The 23,435-nt window shown below is 44.4% G+C and carries 22 protein-coding genes; 9 read left to right on the top strand and 13 right to left on the bottom strand.

Translation table 11 applies throughout. The annotated features are described in order from the left end of the window. Nucleotides 1–72 precede the first annotated feature (72 nt). From LT679_RS12540 to LT679_RS12560, 5 genes are all read left to right on the top strand, one after another. Nucleotides 73–621 (top strand): hypothetical protein, encoded by a 549-nt coding sequence (locus tag LT679_RS12540; RefSeq protein WP_232177937.1) that lies wholly within the window; start codon nt 73–75, stop codon nt 619–621. Nucleotides 622–626: 5 nt separating this feature from the next. Further along, nucleotides 627–1,223 (top strand): RdgB/HAM1 family non-canonical purine NTP pyrophosphatase, encoded by a 597-nt coding sequence (gene rdgB, locus LT679_RS12545; RefSeq protein WP_232177938.1) that lies wholly within the window; start codon nt 627–629, stop codon nt 1,221–1,223. A gap of 18 nt (nt 1,224–1,241) precedes the next feature. After that, nucleotides 1,242–1,694 carry a MarR family winged helix-turn-helix transcriptional regulator gene (locus LT679_RS12550; protein ID WP_232177939.1) on the top strand — a complete coding sequence of 151 codons (453 nt, stop codon included), beginning with the start codon at nt 1,242–1,244 and terminating at the stop codon, nt 1,692–1,694. A 102-nt stretch (nt 1,695–1,796) separates the two neighbouring features. Beyond that, entirely contained in the window at nt 1,797–2,300 is a 504-nt protein-coding gene (locus tag LT679_RS12555; protein ID WP_232177940.1) for an FKBP-type peptidyl-prolyl cis-trans isomerase, read from the top strand. Between the two features lie 5 nt (nt 2,301–2,305). After that, on the top strand, nt 2,306–3,250 hold the full coding sequence (locus tag LT679_RS12560; RefSeq protein ID WP_232177941.1) for an FKBP-type peptidyl-prolyl cis-trans isomerase: 945 nt from the start codon (nt 2,306–2,308) through the stop codon (nt 3,248–3,250). Between the two features lie 77 nt (nt 3,251–3,327). Here the strand turns inward: LT679_RS12560 and odhB are convergent, their stop codons facing one another. The 5 genes from odhB to LT679_RS12585 form a co-directional block, all read right to left on the bottom strand. Then, on the bottom strand, nt 3,328–4,899 hold the full coding sequence (odhB, locus tag LT679_RS12565) for a 2-oxoglutarate dehydrogenase complex dihydrolipoyllysine-residue succinyltransferase (RefSeq protein WP_232177942.1): 1,572 nt from the start codon (nt 4,897–4,899) through the stop codon (nt 3,328–3,330). Between the two features lie 153 nt (nt 4,900–5,052). Continuing rightward, complete coding sequence (locus tag LT679_RS12570) at nt 5,053–7,860, bottom strand: 2-oxoglutarate dehydrogenase E1 component (RefSeq protein WP_232177943.1); 2,808 nt, start codon at nt 7,858–7,860, stop codon at nt 5,053–5,055. 138 nt (nt 7,861–7,998) lie between these two features. Continuing rightward, on the bottom strand, nt 7,999–9,531 hold the full coding sequence (locus LT679_RS12575; RefSeq protein WP_232177944.1) for a cryptochrome/photolyase family protein: 1,533 nt from the start codon (nt 9,529–9,531) through the stop codon (nt 7,999–8,001). A gap of 73 nt (nt 9,532–9,604) precedes the next feature. Beyond that, nucleotides 9,605–10,909 carry a DASH family cryptochrome gene (locus tag LT679_RS12580; protein WP_232177945.1) on the bottom strand — a complete coding sequence of 435 codons (1,305 nt, stop codon included), beginning with the start codon at nt 10,907–10,909 and terminating at the stop codon, nt 9,605–9,607. Between the two features lie 95 nt (nt 10,910–11,004). Next, on the bottom strand, nt 11,005–11,475 hold the full coding sequence (locus LT679_RS12585) for a DinB family protein (RefSeq protein ID WP_232177946.1): 471 nt from the start codon (nt 11,473–11,475) through the stop codon (nt 11,005–11,007). A gap of 113 nt (nt 11,476–11,588) precedes the next feature. On the opposite strand from LT679_RS12585, the gene LT679_RS12590 reads away from it, so the two are divergent. Genes LT679_RS12590 through LT679_RS12600 form a run of 3 tightly spaced genes read left to right on the top strand, consistent with a single transcriptional unit; the run spans nt 11,589 to nt 15,073 of the window. Further along, a complete protein-coding gene (locus LT679_RS12590) occupies nt 11,589–13,301 on the top strand; it encodes a glycosyltransferase family 39 protein (protein WP_232177947.1) in 1,713 nt (570 codons plus the stop codon). Nucleotides 13,302–13,312: 11 nt separating this feature from the next. After that, nucleotides 13,313–14,335 carry a hypothetical protein gene (locus LT679_RS12595; RefSeq protein WP_232177948.1) on the top strand — a complete coding sequence of 341 codons (1,023 nt, stop codon included), beginning with the start codon at nt 13,313–13,315 and terminating at the stop codon, nt 14,333–14,335. A gap of 21 nt (nt 14,336–14,356) precedes the next feature. Then, complete coding sequence (locus LT679_RS12600) at nt 14,357–15,073, top strand: DUF2490 domain-containing protein (protein WP_232177949.1); 717 nt, start codon at nt 14,357–14,359, stop codon at nt 15,071–15,073. On the opposite strand, the gene LT679_RS12605 is transcribed toward LT679_RS12600, so the two are convergent. Beyond that, nucleotides 15,068–16,540 (bottom strand): KAP family P-loop NTPase fold protein, encoded by a 1,473-nt coding sequence (locus tag LT679_RS12605; protein ID WP_232177950.1) that lies wholly within the window; start codon nt 16,538–16,540, stop codon nt 15,068–15,070. The two genes, LT679_RS12600 and LT679_RS12605, sit on opposite strands and share 6 nt — an antisense overlap. 83 nt (nt 16,541–16,623) lie before the next feature. Beyond that, complete coding sequence (locus LT679_RS12610) at nt 16,624–17,361, bottom strand: head GIN domain-containing protein (RefSeq protein ID WP_232177951.1); 738 nt, start codon at nt 17,359–17,361, stop codon at nt 16,624–16,626. A 209-nt stretch (nt 17,362–17,570) separates the two neighbouring features. Here LT679_RS12610 and LT679_RS12615 point away from each other — a divergent pair, with 209 nt between their 5' ends. Then, nucleotides 17,571–19,358 carry a glycoside hydrolase family 15 protein gene (locus LT679_RS12615; RefSeq protein ID WP_232177952.1) on the top strand — a complete coding sequence of 596 codons (1,788 nt, stop codon included), beginning with the start codon at nt 17,571–17,573 and terminating at the stop codon, nt 19,356–19,358. 12 nt (nt 19,359–19,370) lie between these two features. On the opposite strand, the gene LT679_RS12620 is transcribed toward LT679_RS12615, so the two are convergent. The 6 genes from LT679_RS12620 to kbl are packed head-to-tail and all read right to left on the bottom strand — an operon-like array spanning nt 19,371 to nt 23,320. Beyond that, nucleotides 19,371–19,952 (bottom strand): TetR/AcrR family transcriptional regulator, encoded by a 582-nt coding sequence (locus LT679_RS12620; RefSeq protein ID WP_232177953.1) that lies wholly within the window; start codon nt 19,950–19,952, stop codon nt 19,371–19,373. Continuing rightward, a complete protein-coding gene (locus LT679_RS12625) occupies nt 19,952–20,359 on the bottom strand; it encodes a Rieske (2Fe-2S) protein (RefSeq protein WP_232177954.1) in 408 nt (135 codons plus the stop codon). Before LT679_RS12625 ends, LT679_RS12620 begins: the two co-directional genes overlap by 1 nt. Continuing rightward, nucleotides 20,360–21,394, bottom strand: a complete 1,035-nt coding sequence (pheS, locus tag LT679_RS12630) for a phenylalanine--tRNA ligase subunit alpha (protein WP_232177955.1) — start codon at nt 21,392–21,394, stop codon at nt 20,360–20,362. Between the two features lie 4 nt (nt 21,395–21,398). Then, nucleotides 21,399–21,815, bottom strand: a complete 417-nt coding sequence (locus LT679_RS12635; RefSeq protein WP_232177956.1) for a type II toxin-antitoxin system VapC family toxin — start codon at nt 21,813–21,815, stop codon at nt 21,399–21,401. Then, the gene (locus tag LT679_RS12640; RefSeq protein ID WP_232177957.1) at nt 21,805–22,083 is read right to left on the bottom strand and encodes a DUF6364 family protein; all 279 of its coding nucleotides are present in this window, start codon (nt 22,081–22,083) and stop codon (nt 21,805–21,807) included. The genes LT679_RS12635 and LT679_RS12640 overlap by 11 nt, the downstream gene beginning before the upstream one ends. A gap of 46 nt (nt 22,084–22,129) precedes the next feature. Then, entirely contained in the window at nt 22,130–23,320 is a 1,191-nt protein-coding gene (kbl, locus tag LT679_RS12645) for a glycine C-acetyltransferase (protein ID WP_232177958.1), read from the bottom strand. Between the last annotated feature and the right edge of the window lie 115 nt (nt 23,321–23,435).

The raw sequence follows: 23,435 nt of genomic DNA on the forward strand, positions 1-23,435 counted from the left end.
GCACATTATTATTGTGCTAATATGCCCATAAAGCGTTAAAGCGTTTAATTACTTTTGTTAAAATTTGTTAAAGTGAGAGTAGAAGACACAGCAGCGTACCGGTATTTATTTAATGAAGATATTTTTTTGCTGAACAGCGAAAAGCATTTGTTCAACGGGGAACCATTAATTGCCGGGGCCGATAAAGCACCGCTACAACCGGAACCTGAAGTTGAAACCCCTGCTAAAGCCGAAGAGTTAAAACCAGCAGCTTATCTTGGCCAAAATAAAAAGGGTTTGCTCATTTTAACCTACTATAACGATGAGCCTTTTATAGCTGCAGATCATCAGGCGGCCCTCGAAGCTACCCTTAAACGCAAGGATTATACGATTGATGATATTGCTATCGTTAATTTAGCCGGTAATAACGGATTAGTCCTATTTGCGCTTCAGGAGCAGCTTAAGCCAACTAAATTATTGGTATTGGGTAAGCAAGCGGCACCAGCTGAGTTAAATAAAATAGCATTTAACCAACCGCAGCAATTTGAAAATCTGCCGGTGCTGATAACTTTTGCTTTTGGCGAGATGATGACCAGCAACGAAAACAAAAAGGCCTTTTGGGAACAGGTTAAAAACTTTTAACAAACATGCACAAACTGATAATGGCTACCAATAACCGCCACAAGCTGGAGGAGGTAGCCCAAATGACCGGGAATAAAATAGAGCTGCTAACCCTGGCTGATATTGGCTTTGCCGGTGATATAGAAGAAACAGGAAGCACCTTTACAGAAAATGCATCCATAAAAAGCCGTTTTATTTATGATCGGTATGCCATTAACTGCTTTGCCGACGACAGCGGGCTGGAGATAGATGCGCTGAATGGAGAGCCGGGTGTTTACTCTGCAAGATACTCCGGTGTACATGGCGACCACGATGCCAACATGGACAAGGTGCTGAAAAACATGCAAGGCGTAACCAACCGGTCCGCCCGTTTTAGAACTGTTATATCGTTACTGTGGGAGGGACAGGAGCACCTTTTCGAGGGAACGGTTGAAGGCACCATAAGGCACGAACGCGCAGGCAGCGGCGGTTTTGGTTACGACCCTATATTTGAACCACAGGGCCATACCGTAACCTTTGCCCAAATGAACTTGGATGAAAAGAATGCCATTAGCCACCGCGCCCGGGCACTTGATGGGCTGGTAAAGTTTTTAGATACGGTTGATAAGGCCGGCGGGCTGTAAATTTATGTATGTTTGATTATGCGTAACCCGTTAAAGCATCAGGAAACTATTGATTATCTGCTCAAAATTGTTTGGCAAAACATGGCCAACCGCTATAACCAGATTGTTATTGAGCACGGCATCACCCAAAAAATAGGCTACCTGCTGATTAATATTGATGAAACGGAAGGCACAACCGTATCACAGGCGGCGCAGCTGCTTGGTTTAAAATCAACCAGCCTTTCGCGCATGCTTAATCACCTGGAAACAACCGGACTGATCTATCGCGAGATAAATGCAGGAGATAAACGTTCGGTTAAAATTTACTTAACTGCCGAGGGTAAACAGAAGCGCCAGCTGGCAAGACAGGTGGTTAAACAATTTAACAATTACCTTAACAGCCGCATCAACGAAAAGGAACGCGAGTACCTCAGCAATCTGCTGAAAAAGATCAACACACTCACCCTAAATTACGACCCGGATAAACATTAACCCGGCTAAAATAAAGCCACAGCAATAACGTTAAACGTTAAAAAGTGTTAAGCTGCTGTTTTTGAATTATAAAACGATAACTTTGCCGGTTGAGATATCAAAATGAACAGGATACTGTTGGTTATATGCTGCTTTGCAGCCATGGTGTTTGCCATAGGTTGTAAAAAATCGTTAGTCGGGGCCGAAAGGTATCGCGAGCAGGCACGCATAGATGATGAGCTTATGCAAAAGTATATTACCGACAATAACCTGCAGGATGTTGCCAAACGTATTGATACTTCGGGTGTGTATTATATAGTGCTTAATGCAGGTAGTGGCAACGCGGTTTATACCAACTCAACCAAAGTTACCGTAGGATACACTGCAAAACTGTTACTTACAGGCCAGAGGGTTGATTCTACAGGCACTTTTCATCCGTCATACACACTGGGTAGCGGCATCATCAGGTCCTGGCAACTGGGTATACCGCAAGTACAAAAAGGAGGCAGGGTGCGCATCCTTACACCATCAAGGTATGCGTATGGCCCTTACGAACAACCGAAATACGGCATACCGGCTAACTCACTGATGGATTTTGATATAACGCTATACGACGTAACGAACTAACATAAATGAAATTAAAACTTTTTACATTCTTACTGTTATCAACCGCCATCTTCGCATCGTGCAACAAGGATAAGGTTTACCCTAACATCAAGGAGTATGACGATCAGCAGATCAAGAACTATATCAGCACCAACGGCCTTAACGCGATGGTACGCGATACAAGTGATGGTGACACATCGGGCCTTTATTACCAAATAATAGACAAGGGTTTGGTTGATAGCCCCCGCATTCAATATTCAGACCGAGTGGCTATGGTTTATACCATTCGTAGTTTTGATGGAAAATATATCGCTTCCGATACTATTATCAATCATTATTATGGCTTTTTGGGCCAGTTCCAGGCATCTAATCTACCAAAAGGCCTGCAGAACGCCATTTATAACGTGCTAAAATATAAAGGAGCAAGTGCACGCTTGCTAATTCCATCACGCCAGGCTTATGGCATTACAGGATACGGATCGGGTAGCAGTACATCAGGCAACCGCATTTCAGGTAACCAATGCCTTGATTACTGGGTACGCATCGTATCGGATCAAAAAGCGTATGATGATCTGAGCATTCAAAAATACGCGAACGCATATGGCATTGGCCTTAGTGGTTATACCAAAACAGCATCCGGTTTATACTACAAGCTCTCCGGCTCAGATACCGGAAAAGTTATTAATAAAACTTCAACCATTGGTGTTACCTATGCTTTATATAACATGAAAAACACCAAGATTGACGAAGCAACGACCAGCACAAGCTTTGTTGTTGAGCAATTGGTACCGGGCGTTATTGAAGGGTTAACCAAGGCGCATAATGCCCAGAGCATTTCGTTGCTTGTTCCATCCAGTCTTGCATATGGCTTTTCCGGAAATACCAGCATACCGGCATTTAGCTGCCTAAAGTGGGATTTTACCATTACCAGCGTAACAAGTAATGGCAGCGACGGTGGTGGCGTAGATTAATACACGAGATCATCACTATCATAAAAAAAAGCTCAACACTTAGTGTTGAGCTTTTTTTTATGATTAAATTGATGTTATTAAACACCTAATAAAAGCCTTGCAGGATCTTCAAGCAGTTGCTTAACCCTAACCAGGAAGCTTACCGATTCGCGGCCATCGATAATACGATGATCGTATGAAAGGGCTAAGTACATCATCGGGCGGATAACTACCTGACCGTTTACCGCCACAGGGCGCTCCACAATGTTGTGCATACCTAAAATAGCCGATTGCGGTGAGTTGATGATCGGGGTCGACATCATAGAACCAAATACACCACCGTTGGTAATGGTGAATGTACCGCCGCTCATCTCGTCAATACCCAGCTTATTTTCGCGGGCTTTACCAGCTAAGCGGATAACTTCTTTCTCAATTTCAGCCAGGCTCAATTTATCCGCATTACGGATAACCGGAACCACCAGGCCTTTAGGTGCTGATACGGCTATAGAAACGTCAGCGTAGTTGCTGTAAACAATTTCCTCACCCTCAATACGGGCACCAACAGAAGGCCAATCCTTCAACGCCTCGGTAACCGCTTTAGTAAAAAATGACATAAAGCCTAAGCCAACGCCATGTTTCTCTTTAAATTTATCTTTGTACTTGCTGCGGATTTCCATGATCGGCGACATATCAACCTCGTTAAAGGTGGTCAGCATCGCGGTTTCATTTTTAACGGCAACCAAACGCTTTGCAACCGTTTTGCGCAGTGATGACATTTTTTCACGACGCTCGCCACGTTCGCCGGTTACAGCAGGAGCAGCGGCTGGCGCTGAAGCAGCAGGTTTACTCTCGGTTTTAGCCGGAGCAGGCGAAGCTTTTTGCGCGTTCAAAGCATCCTCTTTAGTAATACGGCCACCAACGCCGCTTCCGCTTACTGATTGCGGGTCAACGCCTTTTTCGGCCAATATTTTACCTGCGGCAGGAGATGGTGTTCCTGAAGCATAAGTTTTTTGTGTGGAAGCCTCGGCCGCAGGAGCGGGTGAAGCAGATGGCGCAGCTTCTGCCTTTGCAGCAGGGGCAGCAGCACCACCGCCTGATATGCTGGCAACTACGGTACCTATTGGTAAAGTATCACCTTCTGCAGCAAGGGTTTTTAGGGTACCGGCTTTTTCGGCGGTTAATTCAAACGTGGCTTTGTCTGACTCCAGCTCGGCAATGGCTTCGTCCATTTCAACGGCTTCGCCATCTTTTTTCAACCAGCGCGAAAGCGTTACTTCAGTAATTGATTCACCCACCGGCGGAACTTTTATTTCGAGTGTGCTGCCACCTTGGGCAGGTTCAGCAGCAGGTGCAGGTGCATCCGCTTGTTGCGCCGGCGCAGATGGTGCAGACTCATCGGCTTTATCAGTGTCTGACGGAGCAGCGCTTGCGCCGCCGCCATCCTCAATGCTGGCAACCACCGCACCTATGGCTAATGTATCACCTTCGGCGGCAATAGTTTTTAAAGTTCCTGCTTTTTCGGCGGTCAGTTCAAATGTAGCTTTATCTGATTCTAACTCGGCGATCACTTCATCCATGGCTACCTGGTCGCCGTCTTTTTTAATCCAGCTCGACAGGGTTACTTCGGTAATTGATTCGCCTACCGGCGGAACTTTTATTTCTAAACTCATGATAGTAGTTATAGTTGTTTATTTGTCGATAGTACATGGACCATAGTCCATAGTATTTTGGGTTTCTTAGTCGTGTATTGGTCGATAGTCCATGGTCCATAGGCGATAGCGTTTTTCTATTAACTATAGGCCATGGACTATCGACTACAAATATCAATCCGCGCCGGTCTCAGCCATCTTCTTGGTTGTTTTGTCGATGGTTTTCTTTACATCCTTTTCGCCCGGCGTTTCAAATGCCTTGTTAATGATGTATAGCTGTTGTGCCGCGTGTTGCTTTGCGTAACCTGTCGCGGTACTGCTACCCTCGTTACGCGAGATTACGTGAAGATTAAACACGCTATCACTATGGAATTTACGGCAGATATACGGCCAGCCACCCATGTTTTCAGGCTCTTCCTGTACCCAGATAAACTCTTTCGCCTTGGCATATTTTTGCTTGATCTTCAATATGTGGTGCACTGGCGTAGGGTACAATTGCTCAATACGCACAATTGCCACATCCTTACGGTTATCTGTTTGCTGTTTTTCAAGCAGCTCATAATATATTTTACCGGTACAAAGCAGTACGCGTTTTACCTTTTTAGGATCAGCCCACTCATCATCATACAGCTCGTGGAAACGGCCTTTGGTAAACTCCTCGATAGGAGATACGCATTTAGGGCTGCGCAGTAAGCTCTTTGGTGTGAAAATAACCAGCGGCTTACGGAAGCTGCGTTTCATCTGGCGGCGCAGTATGTGGAAGAAGTTGGCCGGTGTAGTACAGTTAGCTACTTGTATATTGTTATCGGCGCAAAGTTCTAAAAAGCGTTCAACGCGCGCTGATGAGTGCTCAGGGCCCTGGCCTTCGTAACCATGCGGCAGCAACATTACCAAACCGTTACCACGCTGCCATTTAGTTTCGGCGCTGGCTATGTATTGGTCAATTATAATCTGGGCACCATTAAAGAAATCACCAAACTGGGCTTCCCAAATGGTAAGGGCTTTAGGGTTAGCCAGGGCATAACCATATTCAAAACCCAGTACGCCATACTCAGAAAGCAGGGAGTTGTAAATATAAAACGGCGTGTTGCCGGCTACTGTTTCCAGTGGCGTGTACTCGTTCTCACTTTCGGCAAGGGTAAGCACCGCGTGCCTGTGCGAGAAGGTACCGCGTTTAACGTCCTCACCGCTTAACCTTACCGGATGGCCTTCTTTTAATAAAGATCCGTAAGCCAGTAATTCGCCCATTGCCCAATCGAACACACGGGTTTCATTCACCATTTTATTACGGTCTTCAAAAAGCTTCTCTATCTTCTTGAAAAATTCCTTGTCCTTGGGCAGCTCGGTTATCGCACGGCCGATCTGTAGTAAGTCTTCCTCAGATACCGATGTGTCAACCGGCAACATCAGCTCCTTTTCAGTTGGTAAATGTAAGCCTTGCCATGCGCCTGCAAACATCGGCAACTGGTCGGTAAAGCGATCCTGCGCCTTAACCTCATCCAGTTCCTTTTGCAGCTGCGCGCGGAATTGCTTCTCGTCATCCTTGGCAAACTGCTCGGTAACGCTGCCTTCGGCGATCAGTTTTTTCAAATATACTTCGCGCGGGTTTGGATGTTTTTCGATAGCCTTGTATAATACCGGCTGGGTAAATTTAGGCTCATCGCTTTCGTTATGGCCGTAACGACGGTAGCACAATATGTCAATAAACACATCGTCATGGAAAACCTGACGGTATTCCATCGCCATATTAATTACGTAGGTAAGGGCCTCGACATCATCACCATTTACGTGGAAAACCGGCGAAAGCACCGTTTTGGCCACATCGGTACAGTAGGTGCTTGAACGGGCATCCTTAAAGTTGGTGGTAAAACCTATTTGGTTGTTAATAACCAGGTGAATAGTGCCACCGGTTCGGTAACCTTCCAGTTTCTCCATCTGCAACACCTCGTACACAATGCCCTGACCGGCGATGGAGGCATCACCGTGTATAAGTATCGGTGCTATCTTGGTAAAGTCGCCTTTGTATTTATAATCTATTTTTGATCGTGTCAAACCTTCAACAACCGGATCAACCGCTTCCAGGTGCGATGGGTTAGGGCAAAGGCTCAGGTGAACCTTTTTACCATTGGCCGCTTCCACATCAGTTGAAAAACCAAGGTGATATTTAACGTCGCCGCCAAATGGTGATTCCGAATCGTAGTTTTTACCTTCAAATTCAGAGAAAATCTCTTTATAGGTTTTCTCCATAATGTTGGCCAGTACATTTAAACGGCCACGGTGCGCCATACCGATAATAAACTCTTCGATACCTATTTGCGCGCCTTTTTGAATTACCGAATCAAGCGCGGGAATCAACGCCTCGGCACCTTCAAGTGAAAAGCGTTTTTGGCCCAGGAATTTGGTGCCTAAAAAGTTTTCGAATATAACCGCCTCGGTAAGCTTGTTAAGAATGTGCTTTTTATCGTCAACAGAAAAAGCCGGTTTGTTACGCTGTTTTTCCATGCGCTGCTCAAACCACTTAATTTTTATCGGGTTACGGATGTAACGGTACTCAGCACCGATAGGGCCACAATACGTATCTTCCAGTAACTGGTGAATATCGCGCAGTTTCGCTGCACCCAGGCCAACTTCTACACCAGCATTAAAAACGGTATCCAGGTCCGCCTCACTTAAACCAAAAGTTTCAAGCTCTTTACCCGGAAAATACTTACGGCGCTCGCGCACCGGATTGGTTTTTGAGAACAGGTGCCCGCGGGTACGGTACCCGTTGATCATGTTCAATACATTAATTTCCTTAAGGAAATGCTCAGGCGTTTCTGCCCCTGCCTGCTGCTGCTCAGCCGGTGCGCCCTTACCAAAATCAAAGCCTTCGAAGAATTTTTGCCATCCGAAATCGACTGATTCCGGGTCCTGTTTATAACTTTCGTATAAAGAATCGATGTATGCAGCGTTCCCGCTGTTTATATAGTCAAGGTCACTCATGGTGAATTGTATGTAAAAATCAGTGCAAAAGTAAACATAACGTATTACAAACTTTCAATTTTATTTGTAAATGATACGCTTAACGGAACCTTATTTTAAAAAATGATTTAACAGTTACTAACATGGTAATGTTTATAACTATAACTCATTTATTGCGTCGAGGTATATATCAGCCTGCTTATTTATTTCGTTTATTTCGTCCCTGTTCATTTTTTTGAGGATGTTGTACATCATCCCTATGCGGTGATTACCCTCGAGCCTATCGGCATTACGGTGAAAAAAGTTCCAGTACAGGCTGTTAAACGGGCATGCCTTCTCGCCGGTTCTCTTTTTATAATCGTAATGACAATTGCCACAGTAATCACTCATTTTATTAATGTAGGCGGCCGATGACACATAGGGTTTTGACGCGATAATGCCCCCATCCGCAAACTGGCTCATGCCGCGCGTATTGGTGATCTCCACCCATTCAATAGCATCAATATAAACGCCCAGATACCAGGCGTCCACCTCATCGGGGTTTAAGCCCGCAAGCAGCGCAAAGTTGCCGATAACCATTAGGCGCTGTATGTGGTGCGCCCAGGCATTGTTAAGCGACTGACCGATGCATTTGCTCAGGCAGTTCATCCTGGTTTTACCTGTCCAAAACCATTCCGGAAGTTCGCTGCGATGGTTGAAAAAATTGAGTGTTGCAAACTCAGGCATTTTTGCCCAATACACGCCACGCATAAATTCACGCCAACCCATCACCTGCCGAATATAACCCTCAACCTGAGCGAGACTTATTTCGTGCTGATGTTTATTATAATGAGTCAGTACCTTACCTATGATCTCTTGCGGAGCAATCATCTTTGAATTTTGGGCAAAGGAAATACGTGAGTGGAATAAGCTAATATGTTGCTGCAGCATGGCGTCCTCGTAAGTACCAAAGTGGGGCAGCAGGTGCTCACAGAAATAGTTCATCAGCTTAATCGCTTCCTTTCTGCTTAACGGCCATGGGAAATGCTTTTCATCAACCTCGCCAAAGTATTTTACCTTTTTTGCGTCGATCATTTCCTTAAGCGCCGATACATCATGATTAAACTCAATAGGCGGTACTAAAGGCGATTTACCATCGTATTTTTTCCGGTTATCATGGTCGAAGTTCCACTTGTTACCAAGTGGCTTACTGCCCTGCATTAGTACCTGGTGCTTTACACGCATGCTGCGGTAAAAGTTCTCCATTAAAAAGTTTTTGTCGCCAAAAAACTCCTTGACCTCATAGCGGGTAGTAAAAAAATGTTCGGTATCAGCTGATGCGGTATCAACTTTTAGCTTTTCACATATCTGCTTTAACTGTTCATCCAGGCGATACTCATCAGACAGCAGGTATTCAAAGCGCTCTATTTTATTGTCGTTAACAACACGTTTTATATTACCCTCAATGGTTTGTTCGTTATGTTTATCATCGAGGTTGAAGTAGATTACCTTGTGGCCTTTTTTTGCAAGCTGGTGGGCGAAGTTGCGCATGGCGGCAAAAAAAGCCAGTATTTTTTGCACATGATGCATTACATACTCTTGCTCCTGCATTACTTCCATCATCACGTAAATCACATCCTCATCAACTTTTTTAAACCAGCTGTGATTGCTATTAAGTTGATCGCCAAGAATTAAACGCAGCGTTTTACCCATGCACTTTCAACAGCGCATTTAAAGCAGGGTTTTAAAAAAGCGTTATACAGATTAGTTTAAAATAGCGTAAGCGTTAAACCGCTTGTTCGGCCTCATGGGCAGAAAGCCAGGTGTCAATAAACGGGCTTTTGGTTTCGAGTTGGGTTACCTGGCGGGTGATAAAATTCTTGTTCTCGCGCGGATCATTACCTACACCGGCCACAAAGGCCCAGTTGCCCCAGTTACTGGCCGGCGAGTAGTCGATCAGTTTTTCCTCAAAATAAAGTGCTCCGCGGGTCCAGTCAACCTTCAGATCACGTACCAGGTATCCGGCAACTATCTGGCGGGCGTAGTTGTTGATGTAACCAGTGGCATTTAACTGATGCATGGCGGCGTCAACATAAGGCACGCCGGTAGTGCCGTTTGCCCATTGCGCAAATAAAGCATCCTGCTCAGCTGTGGTTTCGGGCGCGCCGGCCTTAAATCCTGCCGCATCAAAAAATTTCTTTCCGTGCTTTTTAAACATAAAGCGGAAGTAATCACGCCAAAGCAGTTCTAATATCAGTGGATTACTATTGCTTTGCCCTTCGTGGCGGGCCACTTCAAAATAAACCCTACGTGGGGACAGGCAACCCAATGACAGCCATGGCGATAGCTTTGAGGTATTATCGGCGGCAGCCTGCGGGTTACGCGCGGCTTTTGCTTTGACAGGAGTATTGGTATTAAAATATTCGTCGAGGGCGGCAATGCCCGCACACTCTCCGCCGGCGAAAGTTATGACTGCACGCGGATCGTCAACCGGCTCTTCCAGCCCCAGATCTGTAAGTGTAGGCAATTCGCCCGCATCAGTTATATCAGGGGTGATGATCTTTTCAGGTGTATCCGTCTCCGGCCTCACGCTACTATCGCGTTCAACCTTCTTTTTAAATACCGAAAAGCTATCCGGAATATCCTTGATTGGGAATGGAAGATCTTCTTTATGATACAGGGTGTGCCCGATGAAATGCTTAAGGTTCAGCTTTTGCTTCCATAGGGCTGCTTCCACCTCTTCAGATATACCGGTTTCCAAAAAAGCTACTTCGCGGTGATGGTAAACTTCGTTAACCTCGTATTCGGCGGCTAATTGCGGGATAATCTCAGCCGGGTTGCCGGTACGGATCAATAATTCGCTTCCAAGCTTACGCAGGTTGTCGCGCAGGTTAGCTACAGATTGCAGCAGAAACCGGGCACGGAAGCTTCCTGTTTTTAACCGGCCATGCTCATCAGCCGTGAAATAAACAGGATCGAAGCAATAAACGGGCAATACTTTATCGGCTTTGCGTGTAGCTTCTAACAAAATCTCGTTATCGTGCACACGCAAATCATTTCTAAACCAAACCAGTATAATCCGTTCACTCATAGTTATCAGAATAATAACCTACCTCAGTATCACAAAAATGCAAAATATTTACCTATGTTTTTATTGCATGGGCAATATTTGACACCCCATCAACATTAAAGTTGCCTGCCAAATAAGGCGCGGCGCTGTGCTAAAACATAACCATGATGCAACCCGTCATGAAAAGGCAGAAAGCTGATCGCGTCGCCTATGTTATTTATTTCGACACCGTAGCGCGTCGTCCACGGCGTGTAATTGCTGAACAAACCTTCGGTATAATCCTGCTCTAATTGCTCCAATGTGGTGGTGAGCAAGCCGCTGATTTCCTTTATTTCGGCCTCGCTGATAAATTTTTCCGGGCGGCTGCCGGGCTTATAAAGCTCATACAAATCCTGACTGATGCGCATGGGCAGGCCGGCACGCAAATAGCAAACCCCTTGTTGCGCGGCAACTATGTGGCCCAGGTTCCAGGCAATGTTGTTATTAAAACCGGCAGGAACTTCGTTCAGCAGGTGTATGTCGAGCGACTCTATCAATTGCAGCAACTGCAAACGGGGTTTTTGCAATATTTCTATCGCTTTTATCATAGTTAAATTGTTGGTGGTTAAAACTCCTAATTTATTGTTTATCCCGAACAGGAATCTCTTTATCCTGTCATAAAATAAACTTAACCGTATTAAGTTTACCTTTACAAAACTTAATGTTATCTATAAAAAATACATATTCTAAAAATAGCGGCAGGTATATCGGCTCTTTCCTGGCTGTATGGACGCTGTTTAACATTATACAAGCCTGCACGCTTGAGCTGCATAGCGATGAGGCTTATTACTGGCTGTACTCCCGGTTTTTAGATTGGGGTTATTTTGACCATCCGCCAATGGTGGCGCTGTTTATCCGCGCGGGCGATGTGCTGATGCATAATGAGCTTGGCCTGCGGCTTATTAATATATTTTCGAGCACGGCATCACTTTTCCTGTTATGGAAAACGGCCGAGCGCTGCGGCGCTTCAGCCAGGTGGTTTATACTGGTAGCCAGCGGTATGTTTACCCTCCATATTTACGGATTCATCACCACGCCCGATGGGCCGCTGTTGTTTTTCACCGCCTTATTCTTCTACGTTTATCAACGTTATCTGCAAAAAGATGCCTGGCTGCAAGCCGTATTACTGGGTGTAATTTTAGCAGGGTTGTTGTACAGCAAGTATCATGGCATATTATTGGTTGGTTTTACCATACTGGCCGATATTAAAATATTAAAGCGCGGCACCTTCTGGCTAATAGCCGCGGTGGCGCTGGCCTTGTACACCCCGCACATTTTATGGCAGATCAACCATAACTATCCCTCAGTTGCGTATCACCTGGCCGACCGTTCGGAGAAAACTTATCGGTTTGATTACACTTTTTTCTACATGCTGTCGCAAGTGTTAATGGCAGGTGTGTTAACCGGCTGGCTGTTGTTTTACAAAGGTTTCGCCCTGCGCGCTTCGGATAGCTTCACACGCTTATTAAAGGTAAATTTTATAGGGACTATCCTCTTTTTTCTATTTACTTCACTGCGTGGCGAGGTACAGCCACAATGGACCATCATCGCTTTCGCTGCCTTACTGATCTGGCTGAGCGCGCAGCTAACCAATACAACTCCACCGAAATGGCTGCAGCAACTGGCCGTAGCTAATATCGTGATCATCGTTTTAATCCGGATGCTGGTAATTGCGCATCCCGCTCCGGTAAAGCAGGTGCAGGCTATCAAAAAATTCTTTGGGTACAGGGATTGGGCGCACGTCATTAAACAAAAAGCCGGTAATAGCTGGTTGGTAATGAATGATGGCTTTCAGCTGCCCGCCAAATATTGTTACTACAACAATACGCTTAAGTGCTTTTCGTACGATTCGCGCTACTACCGCCTGACGCAATTTGAAATATGGCCACTGGAAGACAGCGTGCAGAACAAGCGTGTGTTTTACGTAGCCCGCGAATCTGACGTTGCCACTACCGATACCCTTGTAACCGCCACCGGAAAATGGTACACCGGCTTGATTGATAGTGTGCGTACCTATCAGCGTGTAAGCATTACTACAAACCAGAAAAAGCTGACGCTGAAACCGGGCCAGGCGCATACATTTAATCTCACTATAAGCAATCCTTATCAGTACCCCATCAATTTCAGCAACCATAACGTTAAACACACGGTAACTTTAGAAGCCGTTTTTTTTGACGGCAAACAGGATGCGGGCGTTCAGGCTGCTGATAGTAGCTTTAATAAATTGCAAATTGAACCTGGGCGTAATGCGCGTTATGCCTTTACAGTAAAAGCTCCGTCAACAAAAGGTAAATATGATATGCTTTTCTCCTTACGCACAACACCTTTTGACGGTAACCGCAACAGCGGCTTTATAACTATCGTTGTGGAATAGTACATTTGGGCATGTTAAAAAAGCTTTACCTGTTTTTATTATTTGTTGCGATAAACACCGCCGCCTGGGCGCAACAGAATCTGGATATACATTTTAATGCGCTTGGGTTTTTAGACAACCGCGAATACAAGGCATTTATACCACGCTCGCGCACTTATTCGGGCACGCGCTTAGCGCTCGATCTGGGTTGGAACATAGATAGCGTTAACCGTTTTGTTGTGGGCATGAATGGCATACATGAATTTGGTGCCAAGCCTTACTTTTTAAAAGTTAACCCGGTTGCTTACTACGAGTATCATGGCGAAAACTGGCGGTTTAACGCGGGTATGTTTCCGCGCGAAGGGTTGCTGTCTGATTACCCACGCTCGATACTGAATGATACCCTGCGTTACTACCGCCCTAACGTGGAAGGTTTGCTAACGCGATATACCGACGAACATTTTACTGAAACGGTATGGCTGGATTGGGTGAGCCGCCAAACCGCTACGGACCGGGAGCAATTTTTGTTTGGTTTTTCCGGAAAATTTAAGCCATCGCTGAGCGGCATGTTCTACCTGTCGCACTACTTTATGATGCTGCATGATGCCGGTGCCGAAATAGCCGACCCGAACCATCCATTGGGTGATAACGGCGCAGCACAGATCAAGCTGGGTATGAACCTGACAAAACTAACCGGCCTCGACTCACTAAGTATTGAAGCCGGTGGCATGATGTCGCTTGAGCGCATGAACCGCGATATTGGTTTCCAAAACCACGCCGGCTTTGTGGCGGCAGCTTATTTCAGCTACAAGCGCATAGCGCTGTTTGATGAGTTTTATGCGGGCCAGGGGCAGCATGTTATTTATGGCGACTCGTACTACCTTAAAAAGCTGTATAACCGTCTGGATGTGATCTATACACCATTCCTCTTTAAAAACATTAAAGGCCAGTTTGTGTTCAGTTTTCACCAGTCGCCCGCGCACCTGAACGATAACCAGCAGGCATTCCGCATTGTGGTTGACTTGGGTCGAAAAAAACTGGTTAACTTTAATTAATAACACACAACCACCTGCGTTATGAAAAATAAATACCTTATCCTGTTGACCGTGCTGTGCCTGAGCGGCAGTAAATTGTACGCGCAGACCTCGCAGTTCAGCGTTTGGGGGGCATGGTTTCATACGCAAAAACTATCTGAACATTGGGGTTACGCGTTCGATGGCCAATTCCGTTCGGCTGATAAGGTTGACTATTTACGTAATATTTTACTTCGGCCATCAGTAGCTTATCATTTTAACAAGAACCAATCTGTAAACCTGGGTTATGCATATGTAACTACCAACGGGCGCACCCCGGACGGTGAAAAAACATTCAGGCCCGAAAGCCGAATATTTGAGCAATTCACCCAGGTGCATAAAACAGGGGTCAGCATACAGCTATCGCACCGCTTTCGTTTGGAGCAGCGCTACCTGGGCGATTCGGCTGATGACCGTGACGACAACTATTTTGCACAGCGTTTCCGTTACTTTATCCGCGCGGTTATCCCAACCCGGCGCGACACCAATTTCAGCAAGGGAACGTTCATCGCCCTGCAAAATGAAGTGTTTTTAAACGTGCAGAATAAGAATAAGGTAAACACCCACTTTTTTGATCAGAACCGCGCTTACGTAGCCTTCGGCTATCGTTTCAGCAAGAAATTTGATTTAGAGTTGGGCTACCTTAATCAATATACCAAGGCTATAAGCAGCGGTACATTAAATAATGTAGTGCAAATGGCGTTTTATACGAGATTATAAAAGATATCTTACTAGATTAAATAAATTATATATATAATATCTTGACTCTTTCTGAATATCAACTAATGCTTCTTCATATTGCATAAGAAACTGAGAAAACGCTGTGGTAATAGAACTATCCGTAAAGTAGACGTTGTATCTTGACAGATTTTGACCATATATTGGCCCAAAAGTTTTAGGCTGACTATGTGAAAAAAACAAAATAAATTTTACGAATGGGGAGCGTGACGAAGATAATAGTGAACGAATTTCTATAGTTCTAATATCGTTTACAGATATTAAACTTCTTATATCTTTAATAACCTCTTCAGCATTTTGATCTTTATTGTCTCTAAGATATAATTCAATATATGTATTTATTTTTCTGTCATATTTTTCGATATCTAAAAACTCTTCTGGACGAAAATCATAAAGTATTAAGAAAAACAAACAGTAGATTGTCTCAAAAACATCACCATCGCCATTGTTTATTATATTGGGTATAAGATTGGCAATATTGGAAGGCAGATTAGATCTTTTATATCCTAACAGTATTGTGTATTTATTAAATATTTTTTTTAAATGCCGGGGATTGGTGAAACCGATTGTTACAAAGAATTCTTCAATCAGCTCAACATTATCAATTTCTTCATCGTTTGAAAGTCGTGTTTTAGATTTGAAATAGGGCAGTAAAAGTTTGCGTAAGGAATATACATTCGGCATGTTAAAACCAATATCAAATACTTTTTCTAAGTATTCCTCTGATTTCACAACGTCGTTATATTTTGTTTTTACAGCTTTAGCCACCGCATCTTTATCGATTCCGCAAAAGAATATTACTTTGTCACCATAAGTAAAAAATAATTTCAAGGCTGTAATCAAGTTAAGTACGTGTTCGGGTTCGCACCTATCCAGGTCATCAATAAAAACCAACAGTTTTTGTGCTCCAGAAGTCTTTAATATCTCTTTTTCAACAGCCCAAAAAGATTTTTTGAACTCCTTGTTAGATTTATAAAACGAGGGTGTGTCAGATTTATCAAGCTGCTCAACAAAGTCTTTGCCTGAAAACTCTAAATCAATTCCTAATCCTGTTAATAAAGATGATTTTAAAGTGATGCCGCTTGCGAATCCTTTTAATGTTGAAAATGCACCCTTCATGAAATTTTTTATAATCTCACTGTTACCTTCTATATGTTCTGTTAGTGCATCGCACAAGGAAAGCGCAAGATTTTGATCCTTTTCATGCTCCCACGCTTCAAAAAATATAGGCTTATAAATTCCTTTATCAATAATATTCTCAATATGGCGCATTAAAGATGTTTTACCGCTACCCCAATCACCATACAAAACCAACATTTTATTTTGGTCGAGCGATTCAGTATTTTGCTCAAGAAAATTTTTTATAGCGGTAGCCTTAATCGAAAAATCAAAGCTGTCGTTAATTTCATAATCATTTAAGGGCCGGTTGTGAAGAAGTTTAGGACTCATTTTAGGTTATAGTTAGAAACTCTAAAATACAAAAAAAGCGATGAGCTAGCTCATCGCTTTTTTATTAACAGGGGAAAGTGATCTTAAAATTTGTGAATATCGCCGCTTCCCGCGCTTGACGAGGATACATTGGTAGCGCCGCCGGTATAAAATATATCGCCGCTGCCTACAACTGATGCATCAACCTTTTGGCTGGCGTTCACGCGCGCGTCGCCGCTGCCTGACACCTTAACCATGCTGATCTGGGTAACCAAGTCAGATCCTGTGAAGTCACCGCTTCCTACTACCTTAACGGCAGATGTTTTGGCTGTTCCGCTTACCTTAATATCCCCTGAGCCTGATATGCTGCTCTCCAGTTCATTTACTGTAACGCGCCCTATGATATCCCCCGATCCGCTTAAACGTAAAGCCAGCTTATCTCCCTTTATCCCGTTTTTAAAGAAAATATCGCCCGAGCCTGACATCGTGATACTATTAAGGCTTTTGGCGGTTATATATATGGCGATCTTTTTATTGCTAAAGCTCCAGTTCCAGTTATCATTCTTGTTGTAGATTTTTAAGGTACCGCCGTCAACTTCGGTAACGATCTTACCTATCACGTCTGACGGCGCCTCAACCTTAACGGATTCGGTAGATCCCTGTGTGATGTATACATCCCATGAGCCGGATGCCGACACCGCGTTAAAGCCCGAAAGGTGGCGATCCTCAGTAGTTTGCGCCGAACGGACAACGGCTTTATTGTTGAAGTTTGATGCAAGGGTAACCGCATTGCTGCCTGCAACAAGCAGGGCGGCCAGCATAATTTTATTGATAGCTTTCATGATGTTAATAGTGTATTGGTTAATTGTGTTTAAGCTTTGTTGATTATTAGACGCAGGTACCCGTAGATAAGTTGCACTTTAAACTTAAAAATATTTCACAAAAGCTCATTAAGTGGTTTAAATGGCTAAAAACGCAAACAAAATCAGCACTTTAATTGATTTAATGTACGCAGAGGCATAAATTTTTAATTTGATCCGTTAGGAAAAGTATGGAGAAACACATGTATAATGCAGGCCTGATAGGCAATTGCGCCTACCTGGCCCACATCAACAAAAACACAAATGTTACGTGGCTTTGCTGGCCACGTTTTGACAGCACTTTTGTTTTCGGCAGTTTGCTGGATAAAGAAAAAGGCGGCGAGTTTTCCATACTGCCCGAGGGTGATTGTGAAACAGAACAGTATTATCTTGAAAACACCAATGTGCTTTGCACTAAAGTGAGTTGCGATGACGGTGAATACCTGATAACGGATTTTGCACCGCGCTTTCGCCAGTACGACAGGTATTTTAAACCTTTGATGCTGATCCGCAAAATAGAACCACTTGAAGGTTTACCAAAAATACGTGTAAAATGCGAGCCGGTGTGTGATTACGGTCGCCGCAAACAAAAGGCGCGCCGCGGCAGCAATCATATTGATTATGCAGGTTGCGAGGAAACCATGCGCCTCACTACCAATATACCTTTAAGTTATATTATCGACGAGCAATATTTTCAGCTGAATGAGGCCAAATACCTGCTGCTATCTTACGGTGATCCGCTGGAAGCGCCCCTGGTAAGTACAGCCGAAACATTTTTACGCAATACGGCTGAATATTGGAGATTGTGGATCAAGCATTCATCAATAGCCGGGTATTTTCAGCCTTATGTTATTCGTTCGGCGTTGGCCCTTAAAATACACCAGTACGAAGATACCGGGGCTATTATTGCCGCAAGTACAACCAGCTTACCCGAACACCCGGGCAGTACCCGCAACTGGGATTATCGTTACTGCTGGCTGCGCGATACATATTATGTACTTACCTCGCTAAACCACATTGGGCATTTTGAGGAGATGGAGCGGTATTTTAATTATGTGTCCGACATTTCCATATCAGAGGGAGACGAATTTCGCTACCAGCCGCTGTACGGCATTACCGGCAAAAAGAAACTGGTTGAGGAGATCATGGATCACCTGGACGGCTACCTGGGCGACAAACCCGTGCGCGTAGGCAACCAGGCGTACGAGCATATTCAAAATGATATTTATGGCCAGGTACTCATATCACTACTGCCGTTATATACCGATCACCGCTTTATTTTCAGCGAACGAAAGGATTCTGTAAGGTGGATTGAATCGGTACTCAATAAAATTGAACGTACCATTGACGAGAAGGATGCCGGTATATGGGAGTTCCGCAACATGGCCAACATACATTGCTATAGCAATCTTTTCCAGTGGGCAGGTTGCAATGCGGCTGAAAAGATGGCGCTTACCATCGGCAATAAAGATTTAGAAGAAAAGGCAAAAGCACTTAAGGAACGCGCCGCCGCGCATATTGAAAGCTGTTATGATCCGGTACGCAAGGTGTACACCAACGCCGCCGGTAGTCCGCACCTGGATGCCAGTACGCTGCAACTTATCATGATGAACTACCTTGACCCGGCATCGCAAAAGGCAAAAGACCATTTAGCGGCACTTGAAAAAGAGCTGAAAACGCCCAACGGTTTGTTTTACCGTTACCTGCATGCCGATGATTTTGGAAAGCCAAAAACTACTTTCCTGATCTGTGCATTTTGGTATGTTGAGGCGCTGGCTTGCGTAGGCAGGCTGGATGATGCCATGCGTGAGTTTGAGAACCTGATGAAATACTGTAACCACCTGTTACTATTCAGCGAGGATGTGGACGAAGAAACAGGCAGCATGTGGGGCAACTTTCCGCAGGCATACAGCCATGTGGGCTTGATGAACGCGGCCTATCGTATAGCTATAAAACTGGACAGGCCAGTATTCTTGTAACCAAAAATAATTTTAAACTATGAGTGCTGCCTTAACCAAATAAGGCAGTATCTCTTTTTGAAAGGATACAAAGTTCTTGCGTACGTCAGCATCACTAACCGAGGTAAACGCGAAACTGAACACAATGCTTTTGCTGCTCTTGATCAAAAAGCGTAAGCGTTGCTGAAATGTTTCGTGCTTGCGCATACCGGTTAACTGGGTGAAGGATAACACCAGGAGATCTTCCAGCTCGTTAGACAGGTTCTTTAAAAACTCCTGTGAGTTGGCTGATTCCCGGATGAATTCCCAGCCGATGAACTCGTTACACACGGTATACGAAAGTCGGCAGGTTTTCATGATGAGGTTGGTAAGGTGTTCCTCTTCGCTTTTTTCAGGCGTATTGATGTGAATCAGCTCATCAACGCTAACGCGTATATAATCCATCAGCAAAGAGTGCAACACGGCCTCCTTACTCTCAAAGTATTTGTAGATGGTCGCTTTGGCTATCTTGGCCTTTTTAGCTATCTCATTAACGCTGGTTTTATGGTAGCCAAATTTGCGGAACAGATCCTGCGCTGCCCGCTTTATACTGTCTTTTATTTTATCGGCTTCCATTAACTGTTTACTATTCTGATCTCAAACTGGGTTATAATTACAGTGTAAGAACGCAGTGACCGCGTGGCCGGTGCTTTAACAGGCGAACCATCCAGTAACGAAAATTTTGATCCACTGCATGGGTCTGTTACCGTGAATAAGCCTTCATCAACCGCAACCGCACAAGCCTTTTCAGGTTGATAGCTGCTGCAACGGTCAAAAGCTACAATGCCGCTGCCGGTGTTATAAACTACGATGCCCGCTACGCCACCACTTAAGGTGATTACGCTACCGGCACTGCTTATGCTGTTATACCGCGGATCTGCCCGCTGGATCGTGATATTTACCGGCACATAGGGCACTACATCATTCTGCTTACCGCAGCTAATCAGTAATAAACCCAGTAATGCGCACAGCACAACCTTCATTTAGATGATCTCGGTTTTAAATTGTTTTAAAAAGCGCACATCGTTCTCTGAAAACAAGCGCAGATCACGAATAACGTATTTAAGATTGGTTATACGTTCGATGCCCATACCAAAGGCAAAGCCGGTGTATTTCTTACTGTCGATACCGCAATTCTCCAGCACATTCGGGTCAACCATACCACAACCTAAAATTTCAACCCAGCCGGTGTATTTACACATGTTACACCCGTCGCCCTTACAAATGGTACACGATATATCCATCTCTGCAGATGGCTCAGTGAACGGGAAGTACGACGGGCGGAAACGCACCTTAGTACCCTCGCCGTAAAGCTCCTGTACAAAGTGAAACAAGGTCTGCTTCAGGTCAGCAAATGATACATTTTCATCAACATACAAACCCTCAACCTGGTGAAAAAAGCAATGCGCCCGTGCCGAGATAGCTTCGTTACGGTAAACGCGCCCCGGCATAATAGCGCGGAACGGCGGCTTGCCATTCTCCATCATGCGCACCTGTACAGATGAGGTGTGCGTACGCAACGCAATATCATCTTTACCATTATTCTTTTTAATAAAGAAGGTGTCCTGCATATCACGCGCCGGGTGCTCCTCAGGAAAGTTAAGTGCCGAGAAGTTGTGCCAGTCATCCTCAATTTCAGGCCCCTCGGCCACAACAAAACCCAGGCGCTTAAAAATATCAATGATCTCGTTACGCACCAGCGATAGCGGATGACGTGAACCTAACGCAAAACCATCACCCGGCAGCGTAAGATCAGCTTCGGTTTTGCCGCTTTCGGCAGCGGTACCGGCACTTTCTTTAAGCTCGTTATATTTGGTTTCGGCCAGTTGCTTAAACTGGTTAAGCACTTTACCAAAGGTGCGTTTTTCTTCGGCGCCAACGGTTTTAAATTGCTCAAACAGGTCTTTTACCACACCCTTGGTACCCAAAAACTTTATACGGAAAGCTTCCAGCTCATCGGCTGTGGCTTTTACAAAGTTGTTGATCTCCTGCGTGTATTTATCTATTTGTTGTTGCATTATATTATATCGATCTTAAAAACTGCTCCGCGCTTAGCACAGGCAATGTGGCATGCTTATAATCTTTTATATTACGGGTGATGATGGCCTCGCATTTAAATCGCTTTGCAGTAAAATATTGAAAAGCATCTTCCAGGTCAGAAAAATCGCTGTTCAATCCCTTTTCTATCACCATACTTTCAACCGAAAGTATGGTAAGCCATTTCATCAACTCTTTTAATTTTTCTCTTGTATCAGTTTTGCCTAACTTTTTCGAGAGTATGTAATTTAAATTAGCTATTACTATTGCCGAGGTGCTAAGCTTTATGTTCCGGGCTTTGCATTCGATTAACAATAGTTTTGTATAGTCCGAAAATGGATAACGATCAAAGAACATATCTAAGATAATATCGCTATCTAAAAAAACATGATTATAAACCATATTTCTCTTTCAGGTAATCGCCTTTTATATCCTTGTAATTAACGTCGTCAGGATATTTCCCCTTCAATATGCCTGTCAGTGCTTGCAGATCATCCGGTATGATCATTAAATTAAGGCGCTTAAGCAACTCGTCCTCCTTACCATTATCGTCGCTTATCTTCTTTAAATAGTCTTGCACCAAGGCCGACAAACTTTTATGCTTGCCACGCGCATACCGTTTAGCGTTTTCTATTACATCAGGCTCAATACTTAATGTTAATTTTGCCATAGCATTTACTTATACGTACAAATATAACTAAACTATACGTATAAATCTACTTAATCACGCCCAGCTCCTTGCCAACCTTAGTAAATGCAGCAATGGCTTTGTCCAGATGCTCCTGCTCATGCGCGGCTGATAGTTGCACACGTATGCGCGCTTTGCCTTGCGGCACTACCGGGTAATAAAAGCCTATAACATATATACCCTCTTCAAGCATTTTAGCGGCAAACTCCTGCGCCAGTTTAGCATCGTACAGCATAACCGGTACAATAGGATGCACGCCCGGTTTTATATCAAAACCAGCAGCGGTCATTTTCTCGCGGAAGTATTGGGTATTGCTTTCCAGTTTATCGCGCAGGTCAGTGGTTTCGCTCAGCATATCCAGCACAGCTATTGAGGCGCCGGTAATAGCCGGTGCCAGCGTATTGCTGAACAGGTACGGACGTGAACGCTGGCGCAGCATATCAATGATCTCTTTACGGCCTGAGGTAAAGCCACCCGAAGCTCCGCCCAATGCCTTACCCAGGGTACCAGTGATAATATCGATCTTCCCTATTACATTGTGATGCTCATGTGTGCCACGGCCGGTTTTACCCATAAAGCCCGAGCAATGGCTCTCGTCAATCATCACCAGGGCATTGTATTTTTCGGCCAGCTCGCAAATCTTGTCTAACTGGGCAATAGTACCATCCATACTGAACGCCCCATCAGTAACAATAATACGATGACGAAGATCCTGCGTAGCTTGCAACTTTTCTTCCAGGTCGGCCATGTCATCATGCTTATAACGATGGCGCTGCGCTTTGCACAAGCGTACACCGTCAATAATGGAAGCATGGTTCAACTCGTCGGATATTATGGCATCCTTATCATTAAACAAAGGCTCAAAAACACCACCGTTGGCATCAAAGGCCGCGGCATATAGTATGGTGTCTTCGGTACCTAAAAATTCAGATATTTTTTGTTCAAGCTGCTTATGTATATCCTGCGTACCGCATATAAAGCGTACGGACGACAAGCCATAACCATGCGTATCCATAGTGGCCTTTGCCGCCTCAATTACGCGCGGGTGCGATGACAGGCCCAGGTAATTATTAGCACAGAAGTTGATCACCTCTTTACCACTCTGAACGGTTATATCGGCACCTTGCGGTGAGGTTATTATGCGTTCTCGTTTATATAGCCCGGCATTCTCTATTTCGGTAAGTTCCTGCTGTAACACAGGTTGCAGTGTATTGTACATAAAGTCAGTTTATTTATGCGGGTAAAATTACACATTGAAATTTTATTAACACGTAAAAATCAAACCTTTGAAATATATACGCATTGATAAAACATTTTTACAGCCGATAGTATTA

Source organism: Mucilaginibacter roseus (assembly GCF_021215455.1).
Lineage (GTDB): Bacteria > Bacteroidota > Bacteroidia > Sphingobacteriales > Sphingobacteriaceae > Mucilaginibacter > Mucilaginibacter roseus.

Excerpts from the sequence above, each read along its gene's own strand:
- rdgB (WP_232177938.1), top strand. The coding sequence starts at position 627 with ATGCACAAACTGATAATGGCTACCAATAACCGCCACAAGCTGGAGGAG.
- LT679_RS12600 (WP_232177949.1), top strand. The coding sequence starts at position 14,357 with ATGAAAAATAAATACCTTATCCTGTTGACCGTGCTGTGCCTGAGCGGC.
- LT679_RS12555 (WP_232177940.1), top strand. The coding sequence starts at position 1,797 with ATGAACAGGATACTGTTGGTTATATGCTGCTTTGCAGCCATGGTGTTT.
- kbl (WP_232177958.1), bottom strand. The coding sequence starts at position 23,320 with ATGTACAATACACTGCAACCTGTGTTACAGCAGGAACTTACCGAAATA.
- pheS (WP_232177955.1), bottom strand. The coding sequence starts at position 21,394 with ATGCAACAACAAATAGATAAATACACGCAGGAGATCAACAACTTTGTA.
- LT679_RS12550 (WP_232177939.1), top strand. The coding sequence starts at position 1,242 with ATGCGTAACCCGTTAAAGCATCAGGAAACTATTGATTATCTGCTCAAA.
- LT679_RS12560 (WP_232177941.1), top strand. The coding sequence starts at position 2,306 with ATGAAATTAAAACTTTTTACATTCTTACTGTTATCAACCGCCATCTTC.
- LT679_RS12635 (WP_232177956.1), bottom strand. The coding sequence starts at position 21,815 with ATGGTTTATAATCATGTTTTTTTAGATAGCGATATTATCTTAGATATG.
- LT679_RS12620 (WP_232177953.1), bottom strand. The coding sequence starts at position 19,952 with ATGGAAGCCGATAAAATAAAAGACAGTATAAAGCGGGCAGCGCAGGAT.
- LT679_RS12640 (WP_232177957.1), bottom strand. The coding sequence starts at position 22,083 with ATGGCAAAATTAACATTAAGTATTGAGCCTGATGTAATAGAAAACGCT.
- LT679_RS12575 (WP_232177944.1), bottom strand. The coding sequence starts at position 9,531 with ATGGGTAAAACGCTGCGTTTAATTCTTGGCGATCAACTTAATAGCAAT.
- LT679_RS12625 (WP_232177954.1), bottom strand. The coding sequence starts at position 20,359 with ATGAAGGTTGTGCTGTGCGCATTACTGGGTTTATTACTGATTAGCTGC.
- odhB (WP_232177942.1), bottom strand. The coding sequence starts at position 4,899 with ATGAGTTTAGAAATAAAAGTTCCGCCGGTAGGCGAATCAATTACCGAA.
- LT679_RS12615 (WP_232177952.1), top strand. The coding sequence starts at position 17,571 with ATGGAGAAACACATGTATAATGCAGGCCTGATAGGCAATTGCGCCTAC.
- LT679_RS12595 (WP_232177948.1), top strand. The coding sequence starts at position 13,313 with ATGTTAAAAAAGCTTTACCTGTTTTTATTATTTGTTGCGATAAACACC.
- LT679_RS12580 (WP_232177945.1), bottom strand. The coding sequence starts at position 10,909 with ATGAGTGAACGGATTATACTGGTTTGGTTTAGAAATGATTTGCGTGTG.
- LT679_RS12590 (WP_232177947.1), top strand. The coding sequence starts at position 11,589 with ATGTTATCTATAAAAAATACATATTCTAAAAATAGCGGCAGGTATATC.
- LT679_RS12570 (WP_232177943.1), bottom strand. The coding sequence starts at position 7,860 with ATGAGTGACCTTGACTATATAAACAGCGGGAACGCTGCATACATCGAT.
- LT679_RS12585 (WP_232177946.1), bottom strand. The coding sequence starts at position 11,475 with ATGATAAAAGCGATAGAAATATTGCAAAAACCCCGTTTGCAGTTGCTG.
- LT679_RS12605 (WP_232177950.1), bottom strand. The coding sequence starts at position 16,540 with ATGAGTCCTAAACTTCTTCACAACCGGCCCTTAAATGATTATGAAATT.
- LT679_RS12610 (WP_232177951.1), bottom strand. The coding sequence starts at position 17,361 with ATGAAAGCTATCAATAAAATTATGCTGGCCGCCCTGCTTGTTGCAGGC.